This is a genomic window from Candidatus Solincola tengchongensis, from assembly GCF_015711935.1.
GTDB classification, from domain to species: Bacteria; Actinomycetota; Geothermincolia; order Geothermincolales; family RBG-13-55-18; genus Solincola_A; species Solincola_A tengchongensis.
In genome coordinates this window covers 1-9,400 of sequence record NZ_JACVJJ010000008.1, presented here as the reverse complement: position 1 = coordinate 9,400, position 9,400 = coordinate 1, and the positions used below count along the sequence as shown (strand labels likewise).

Here is a 9,400-nt window from a genome sequence, read left to right as displayed (position 1 = left end):
CCCGTATGACTTTCCTTGCTCTATCTGCAATGCCGGTTTCCACCCGTGGAAAGCAGGGCTTCCCGGCAAGGGCCAACTAATTATAGTAAATGTATTTCCGGAGTTTCAAGGTGAATCGGCGGCCTTGCCTCACCCGCTGAAGCGGCCGTTTTGGGACTGTATTCCATGACTGACTGGTTTCCGGCAGAGCGGTACGCCGGAGAGATGGGAAATCCTTACATCGTCCGCTCTCTCTGCCTCGGCCGGCCTAGCGGATGGGGCTTCCCTTCAGCGTATTCCCGGTTCATCTAAAGCCCATATCCGGTGGAGTCGTGGGCCCAGGACATGCCCGGCCCGTACATGGCCCGCTCGCAGACCACGGGCTTCGAGGAGGTCACCTTGGTGGAGACGTCCGTGTTGTTCGGGACGAAGGCGTTGGCGAGGAAGGTGGTCCTCCGGCCCCCGGGGAGGTCCACCTCGGGGCCAGAGACCTCGCCCGATCCGGTCTGGAAGGTGAGCTTTACGTGGGCGGTCTCCGTCCCCGGGTTCTGGACCAGGACGTAGGTCTGCATGCCCCCGTAGGTGCATCCCTCGGCGAGGTACCATAGGGTGGCCGGCTGGGTTATCCCGATGGAGTCATGTGCCCAGGACATCCCGGGGCCGTACATGGCCCGCTCGCAGACCACGGGCTTCGTGGAGGTCACCTTGGTGGAGACGTCCGTGTTTCCAGGGACGAAGGCGTTGGCGAGGAAGGTGGTGCGCCTTCCTCCGGGGAGGTCCACCTCGGGGCCCTGTACCTCACCCGTCCCGGTCTGGAAGGTGAGCTTCACGTGGGCGGTCTCCGTCCCCGGGTTCTGGACCAGGACGTAGGTCTGCATGCCCCCGTAGGTGCATCCTTCGGCGAGGTACCAGATAGAGGCGTTTTCCCGGAAGAGGGCTATCTTACTGCGTGCTTGGACCCCTACGGTCTCAAAGGTCCCTACAGCGTAGAGAGAGGCGCCGGAAGCGGACAGGGCTAAGACCTCACCAGCATAAATATTGGGGTTGAAGGGGGTGACCTGGCCGGTTGCGGTGTTCACCGCCGCCAGCATATATCGAGACTGGCCTCCTATCTGGGTGAAAGCGCCGCCGACGTAAAGCAGGTCGCCCGAAAGGGCAAAAGCCCACACGATCCCGTTAGCGCCAGAGTTCCCCGGGTTGAAGGAGAGGACCTGGCCGGTCCCGGTGTTCACCGCCGCCAGGCGGTTGCGCGGCTGGCCGCCCACCAGGCTGAAAGCGCCCCCCAGATAGAGAACAGCGCCGGATAAGACCATGTCGTGCACCCTGCTGTTTGCACCTGTACCCCCCGGGTTGAAGGAGGTGACCTGGCCGCTCCCGGTGTTCACCGCCGCCAGGTGGTTGCGCGGCTGGCCGCCTACATGGGTGAAATCGCCCCCCAGATAGAGGGCGCTTTTGGAAAGCTCTAAGGAATAAACACTATCGTTGGCGCCAGGGTTGAAGGAGGTCACCTGCCCGCTCCCGGTGTTCACCGCCGCCAGGTGGTTGCGCGGCTGGCCGCCTACATGGGTGAAATCGCCCCCCAAGTAGAGGGTGCTACCGGATAGGGCCAGGGCTCTCACCCAACCATCGGCACCCGGGTTGAAGGAGGTCACCTTGCCGCTCCCGGTGTTCACCGCCGCCAGGTTCTTACGTGGTTGGCCCCCGAAATAGTCGAATTGGCCCCCTACATAGAGGGTATCACCGTCGATGGCCAGGTCATCGACCACGCCGTCGGAGCCCGGGTTGAAGTTGGTGGCCCTCCCTGTGAGGGCATCGATGGCCGCTATATTGTCTCGAGCGACGCCGCCCAATGACTGGAAGTACCCTCCCACATAGAGCTTGTCTCCGGAAAGGGCCAGGTCGAAGACCGACCTCGACGCATGGCACTGGAAGGGAAGGAGCTTGCTGTCCGTCACCCTCACGGCGGCCAGGCGGCGGCGCGGCTCTCCCGACGCCCAAATGAAATCTCCACCCATGTAAAGGGTGTTGCCGGAAAGCAACATCTTGTACACCGGGCCGTCCAACTCCGGGTTGAAGGAGCTTATGTTCCCCGCGGTGTCGAAGGAGGCGACGTAGTTCTGGTATCGCCCTCCTATGTGGGTGAAGTGACCCGCGACATAGACCGTGTTGCCGTCGCCGGAGAGGGCGATGTCCTCCACCGCATCATTGGAAGAAAGATTGAAAGTCTTAGCGGAACCCGAGTTGTCGAGGGCGGCTACGTATTCGTAATTCACGGCCCAGATGTGGGTAAAATACCCGCCCACGTAGATCGTATTCCCGTCGCCGGAGACCTCGATGTCCCTCACCGTATTATTGGGATTGGGATTGAAGGGAAGTACCCCTCCCGTCACGGTACGCACGGCACCCATGTTATTGCGCAGCTCCCCTCCCAGATGGGTGAAGTTGCCGCCCACGTACAGTTTAGGGTTGTAGGGGAATGAGGTGTCCAGGTCCAGGGCGTACACCGCGGCGCTTCCTCCCGTGACCCCGTAATCGAAATCGGTGACCGCCCCCGTGCCGATGTTAATCGCCGCCAGCGAACTGCGTGCCTGCCCGCCTATTTGGGAGAAGGTACCCCCTACGTAGAGGATTTCGCCGAGGAGGGCGAGGGAATATATTGGGCCGTTCACCTGGACGTCGAGGGGAGCCAGGCTGCCGTCGGCGTTTATGCGGGCCAGGTTATGTCTGGTCATCCCGCCCACCTCAAAGAAGGACCCCCCGATTATCCACCCTCCCGAGCCGTCAGGGACCACAGCGAACACTATCCCGTTCACCGGGGGGTAGGGCTTGATCGGAGTCCCGCTGGTGGCATTGACGGGTACCCCTCCTCCGGTTATCGGCCCCAGGTAGCGGAAAGCGCCTCCGAGGTAGGTCACGTCACCGGCGGGGAGAACCGTGAACACGGTATTGTCGGCCACCCAGGCCTCCTCCACCTGGGGAGGGTAGGAGATGGTGCCGGCAAGGCAGCGACCACCTCGGTGCCATGGATCGGGAAGGGGCAAAAATCCCCAGGCCCCGGCCGCCAGCAAGGCAGCCAGGAAGATGGATGTTGCGGCTTTCAGCCCGCCCTGTTTTCCCCTCTTTCCCCTGTTCCCGGAGACCAGGATGTCGCACTTCTGGCGGAGAACACTCAGACCGTCTTCTTTTCCCCTCTTTTCCCTGTCCCCCATGACATGCCCTCCTCGATCGCCTTCCCGCGAGCGGGCCGCCTTATGCGGAACTACTCTATACCTGAGGGTCCTTTCCCTCCGGGAACCAACTCCTCCGCTTTCCCGCCCCTCAAACATGGACACAAAAGCGCCTCGCATCCTTTTCCGCCCCTTTCTCCTCGGCTGTGGACTTTATCTTCGGACGTGAAGCGGCAAAGAGATGTGCGAACTATTGGAATCCGAGCGGAGGCTTCCTGAGGGGTGTCTTCAGTGGAACAAATAAGCTCTCGAGGGAAAGGACAGTTATTGGGCCACAAGACATTCAGGAGATCCACTCCTGGGTTCTCGATGCATCTCTCCCACCCCCCAAAACGGAAGCACGAAAAACATATCCAATTTATGGATAGTGGAAAAAAGGAACCGCAGGTCAAACCGCCGGGAGCCTGCGGTTGCGGTCTACAACAAGTAGGCACCTCATCCCGATAAAACCTCAACACGCCATCCTCTTGTATGCCGCAAGCGCCTTGCGGACGGCCTTGACCCAGGGGTCTCCCCTCCTCGCCCAAAGACGCACCGTGCGTTTTTCGAGCCAGGTCTCCGGGTCCTTCCTCACCTCCTTTTCGAGAGGGGCCACGTTCCGCCGCTCCTCCTTTTCGGAGAGCTTTCACTCTTGGGAGAGGAAGGAGAAGAGCTCCCCGTTCTCCCGCAGCACTATCACCTCACACATGCAGTCCGCTCCCCTGACGTTCCAGCTCATGCCGCGCTTTTTGGAGTCGTGAATTTCGCGTCCTTCCTGATCCGGGGTGCATATGGGATGGGACCGCGCGCCCATCATAAACCGAACGATGGCCTGGCCCCCTTTTCTTCCCCGTCACCCGTTCTGGACATGGTCATTTACCCATCCTGTTTCCTGACCTTTGTTTCTCAAGGCGCACATCCGATGGAGACGTGGGCCCAGGACATGCCGGGTCCGTACATGGCCCGCTCGCAGACCACGGGCTTCGTGGAGGTCACCTTGGTGGAGACGTCCGTGTTGTTCGGGACGAAGGCGTTGGCGAGGAAGGTGGTCCTCCGGCCTCCGGGGAGGTCAACCTCGGGGCCCGGGACCTGCCCGGATCCGGTCTGGAAGGTGAGCTTCACGTGGGCGGTCTCCGTCCCCGGGTTCTGGACCAGGACGTAGGTCTGCATGCCCTGAGCGGTGCAGCCCTCGGCGAGGTACCAGCCGTTCTCCGGGACGGTCACCCCGATGGAGTCGTGGGCCCAGGACATCCCGGGTCCGTACATGGCCCGCTCGCAGACCACGGGCTTCGTGGAGGTCACCTTGGTGGAGACGTCCGTGTTGTTCGGGACGAAGGCGTTGGCGAGGAAGGTGGTCCTCCGACCTCCGGGGAGGTCAACCTCGGGGCCCTGTACCTCACCCGTCCCGGTCTGGAAGGTGAGCTTCACGTGGGCGGTCTCCGTCCCCGGGTTCTGGACCAGGACGTAGGTCTGCATGCCCTGGGCCGTGCAGCCCTCGGCGAGGTACCAGATGGAGGAGGGGGGAGGGGCGATCTTTTTCCGGAAGCCCACAACCACATCGTGGTCATCGTGCACTTCAGGGATCACGTAGTCCATGCCTGAGGGGTCGGAGACGGGCATGGACCGGCCGTTGTCCACGATGGAGGAGATCCGGTAACCGGCCGCGGGAGTCACCTCTATGGTGGCGTCCTCCCAGTGGTTGACCTGCTGGGAGGCCGGGGACACGCTACCCTGGCCCGCGGCAACCTTGGCCTTGACATCGTACGTCCCCGGGAATTCCGCGAATCCCCTGCGGAGTTCACCGCCGATCTGACCGAACGACCCTCCCACGTAAAGGGTTGCTCCGTAAAAACCCAGTGCATAGACCCAACCTTCCGGGTCGGGATTGAAAGCGGTGACCTGGCCGTTGTCGACGTCCACCGCGGCCAGGCAACTGCGAGCTTCCCCCCCGACATGGTCGAAGTCGCCGCCAACATACAGCAGGTTCTCGTAAAGGGCCAGGGTACGCACAATATCGTCCGCTCCCGTTCCCTCGGGGTGGAAGGAGGTCACCTGGCCCGTGCCGGTATTTACCGCCGCCAGGCGGTTGCGGCCAACTCCCGCGATCTGGGTGAAGACACCTCCCAGATAAAGGAGGGAGCCGTGGGGTACGATGCTCAAGACACTGCCGTTAGCGCCCGTTCCCCCGGGGTTGAAGGGCGTCACTTGGCCCGTGGTGGTGTCTATGGCCGCCAGGCGGTTGCGGGGCTGTCCGCCGATCTGGGTGAAGGAACCCCCCACGTAGAGGGTGGTGCCGGAGAGGGCGAGTGACCTTACCTCATCGCTCGCGCCGGGGTTGAAGGATGTCACCTGACCGGTGGCCATGTCCACGGCCGCCAGGTAATCCCGGGCCTGCCCCCCTATATGGGTGAAGCCTCCGCCCACGTAGAGGACGGATTCCCCGCAGGCCATGCATTCGACGTCGTAGTCCGCCCCGACCCCACCGGGATTGAAGGGGGTTACCTGACCGTTGGCCGTGTTTATCGCCGCCAGGCGTTTTCGGGCCTGGCCCCCGACATGCAGGAAATCCCCTCCCACGTAGAGGTTGGAACCGGACCTGGCCAACACGTAAACTGCGCCGTCCACGCCCGGGTTGAAGGAGGTGGCCTTCCCGGTCCTGGTATCCACGGCGGCCAGGCTCTTGCGGGGTTCCCCGCCCAGGGAACGGAAACTGCCGCCCGCGTACAAGGTTGAGCCCGAGACGGCCAGGCTACATACAACGTCGCTTGCATGGAGTCGGAAATTCAGGACGGAACCCGTCGTCGCATTGACGGCGGCGAGGCGTAAGCGCTCCTCCCCTCCGACATGCCGGAAAATCCCTCCCATGAAGAGGGTGTTGCCGGAAAGGGTTATGGCAGACACTATATTGTCAACTACGGGGTTGAAGGAGGTGACGTTCCCTTGGGGGTCGCAAGCGGCGATACAATTGCGCGACTGTCCTCCGATGGAATGGAATTCCCCGCACATGTATATGACATTTCCATCAGCCGAGACAAAGATGTCATAGACATTAGCATCAGGGTTGGGTTTGAAGGCCTTCGCCGTGCCCGAGGTGTTGAGGGCGGCTACGTAGGTGCGAGCCGCCCCGCCGATGTTGGTGAAGTACCCGCCAACATAGATGGTGTTACCGTCGCCGGATACGGCGATGGCGTTTACCGGATAGTCAGGGCTGGGGTTGAAGGAGAGCACCCCCCCGAGCACGCTAACGGCGGCCAGGTTCTTGCGGGACTGCCCTCCTACCTGGGTGAAATTTCCACCCACGTAAAGAGTTGAGCCGAGGGGGTCAATGGTGACATATGCTGACAGGGCAAACACCTCGGCGCTTCCTCCCGCGACCTCCACATTGAAGCTGGTGACACCTCCCGTGTTGATGTTCACCGCCGCCAGCGAACTGCGTGCTTGCCCGCCTATTTGGGTGAATTTACCACCCACGTAAAGAGTGGAACCCACTCGGGCCAGGGCATACACGTCGCCGTTCACCCCCGGGTTGAAAGGAGCCAGGCTGCCGTCGGCATTGATGCGGGCCAGGCACGAGCGCTGTATTCCGCCCACCTCCGTGAAGCTCCCGCCGATGATCCATCCCCCCGAGCCATCGGAGATCACGGCGTATATATTGCCGTTCACCTGGGGATAGGACGACACCGGGGTTCCAGTTGATATGTTTATGGGCACCCCGGAACCGGTAACCGGCCCCAAATAGTTAAACGATCCCCCTAGGTAGGTGACGTCTCCTGCGGGAAGAACAGAACACACATGCCCATCGGTCGCCCAGGTCTCTTCCCGGGGAACCTGAGAGGTCGTCGCGGCAAGGCAACCCTCTCTTATGCCTGGCAATCCGGGGAGATGCAAGATGCCCCAGGTCCCGGCCACGAGAATGGCGGCCAGAGAAAGGCGCGCCGCAATACTCAATCCTCCCCAATCCACTGTCTTTCTGCCATTCAACATGGCCCTCCCCCCTCTTTCCATTTTGAAATAATTTCCAAGTCTGGACCGGGCATTCGCTCCTCCTTGAGAGTCCAGGACGGATGGCGATGATAAGCATGGGGAATACATCACTTTCTTCATGTGTTCTCTGGTGGAGGATGGATAAGAATCTTTAAGGGTCGCCTTACGGTCGGCTCTTATTTGAAAGTCAGCGGTTAGAACATGCGTTTTAAATTCGAAGATGTTACCCGTTTTTCCGGCGATTTAGGATTCCCATCCCACAGCCCATAGCTCCCGTATGATTTCCACCCCCTCTTCAAGGAAGAAAGAACTCATACAATCAGAAATTACCATAAAAAATGGGGGAGGGCAAACGTCCTCCCCCTTAGGGAAAAGTCAAAACATCAAGGGCTGAGGCCCATGACCACGTGGCCCCCCGTCCAGGCCCCCGCGTAGTTGAAGTACATGGGGCGCTCGCAGACGATGGGGAGGTCCGAGGTGACCTTGATGGAGACGTCCTTGTTCTCCCCGACGGCGGCCTTCACGTTCACCGTGGCCCGGGAGGTCTTGCCTATGGGGAGGTCCTGCTCCTTGGTGGAGCCGTCTGAGAACATGTAGGTGATGTGGGCCGTGGTTTGCTCCTCGTTGGGGTTCATGAGGCAGAGGTACTCCTCGAAGGTGTCCTTTCCGGTGTAGCCCTCGGCGAAGTAGAAGGTGGTCTGGGGGGACACCTCCTCCTCGAAGACGGTCATCAGGGTCCTGTTTGCGGTGGCCGTGAACTGGTAGGGGTTGGCGGTGGAGACCGGGTTCCCTCCCTCCGTCCAGCGGAGGAAGTGGTAGCCCGCGGCGGGGACGGCGGTGAGGGTCACCTGGGAGCCGTGGGCGTAGGTGCCCGACCCGGTGACCGTCCCCGAGCCCTGCGGGGATACGTAGCAGGTGACGGCGTAGGTGTTGAGCTCGAAGGCCACCTCCACCAGATGGTTCTCGGCGACATTCTTAAGGGTGTAGGTCGTGCCCGAGGGATCGGCGACCGTCACCGGGTTCCCGTTGTCGGTTATCCCGGCGATGTGCCAGCCCGGATCCGGGGTTATAAACACATCCGCGTCCCCGCCCTTTTCGACCACCTGCGTTTCCGGTGACACCGTCCCCTGACCCCCGACCACCATGGCCCGGACGAAATAACGGTCGCAGCGGAAATGATCGAAGTCCGCCTGGAAGGGATAGTCTTCTCCCTTGTTTACAACATGAAGGCCAACCTGAACGGGCTCGTCAACCGACATAGAGCGTGTCGCCAACAGGGTCCAGTTGACGCCGTCAGGGCTGCAGTAAGCTGAGAAGGCTTCGCCGACCCTCGAAAGCCTCACATAGGCCTCCGTGCTCGTCGAGCCGACGGAGGCGTACGGCGTCTCCACGCCACCGACAACGCCCCAGAATGATATGACCTGGTCGTTGTACCACATGCCCCTCTCCAGGCGCAGGAAGTTGTCCTGGTCCTTCCAGGCCAGGATTCCCGCGCCGCAGGCGTCGTGCTGGGGGTCAACCAGGACCCTGGTCTCAACGGTGAAGTCCTGGTATATGGGCTGGAGCAACCGTGGAGCGTTGAGATTGTTCGCGGGGTGCAGGTCGTGATAGTTCCCGGGAACGGAGATTCGCAGATATCCTGGGCTGCCGGCGAGGTCGTAGGCACAATCGCTCAGGGGGTCCATCCATATCCATCTTGGATTGAGCGCACTCTCGTCGAACTCGTCGCTCAAAGGCCTCTGGTAGATGGTAAATCCTCCCTCAAGCACGCCTTCCTGGCCGTCCGGATTGACCACTACCACATCCCATTGCCCGACGGGAGCCCCGTTCAGGTCTAGGTCGCAGGTGATAGTCGTGGCGTCCAAGACGTCTACGTTGGTGGCTTCGATATCGTCCTCTCCCGTCTTGCGCAGCCGGACCGCGGCGCCTTCCTTGAACCCCGTTCCGACGACGGTTACCGCAACGCTGGCCTCGTTGATCCCGAGCGATGGGTCAACGGAGGTCACCGTGGGGGGCACTGGGGTGTCGAACCTGGCCAGAAAGGAGCAGGCCACTCCGCCCACGCTATCGAAGTCTCCGCCCACGTAGAGGGTGGAGCCCATACAGGCCAAGGAATGGGCGTAACCGTGGATAACTGGGTCCCAGGAGGTGGCGCTTCCCGTGGCGGTGTCCAGGGCGGCCAGGAAGTAGCGATCCGCTCCTCCTGTTTCGGTGAACTCACCGCCGGAGAT

3 protein-coding genes are annotated in these 9,400 nt (G+C 61.5%); all 3 read right to left on the bottom strand.

Translation table 11 applies throughout. The features are described 5' to 3' along the window. Window positions 1-287: 287 nt before the first annotated feature. Window positions 288-3,188, bottom strand: a complete 2,901-nt coding sequence (locus H7007_RS00160; protein WP_287152456.1) for a PQQ-binding-like beta-propeller repeat protein — start codon at window positions 3,186-3,188, stop codon at window positions 288-290. Between the two features lie 903 nt (window positions 3,189-4,091). Beyond that, on the bottom strand, window positions 4,092-6,866 hold the full coding sequence (locus H7007_RS00155; protein WP_287152455.1) for a hypothetical protein: 2,775 nt from the start codon (window positions 6,864-6,866) through the stop codon (window positions 4,092-4,094). A gap of 686 nt (window positions 6,867-7,552) precedes the next feature. Continuing rightward, on the bottom strand, window positions 7,553-9,400 hold a 1,848-nt coding region (locus tag H7007_RS00150; protein WP_287152454.1), incomplete at its 5' end, for an InlB B-repeat-containing protein.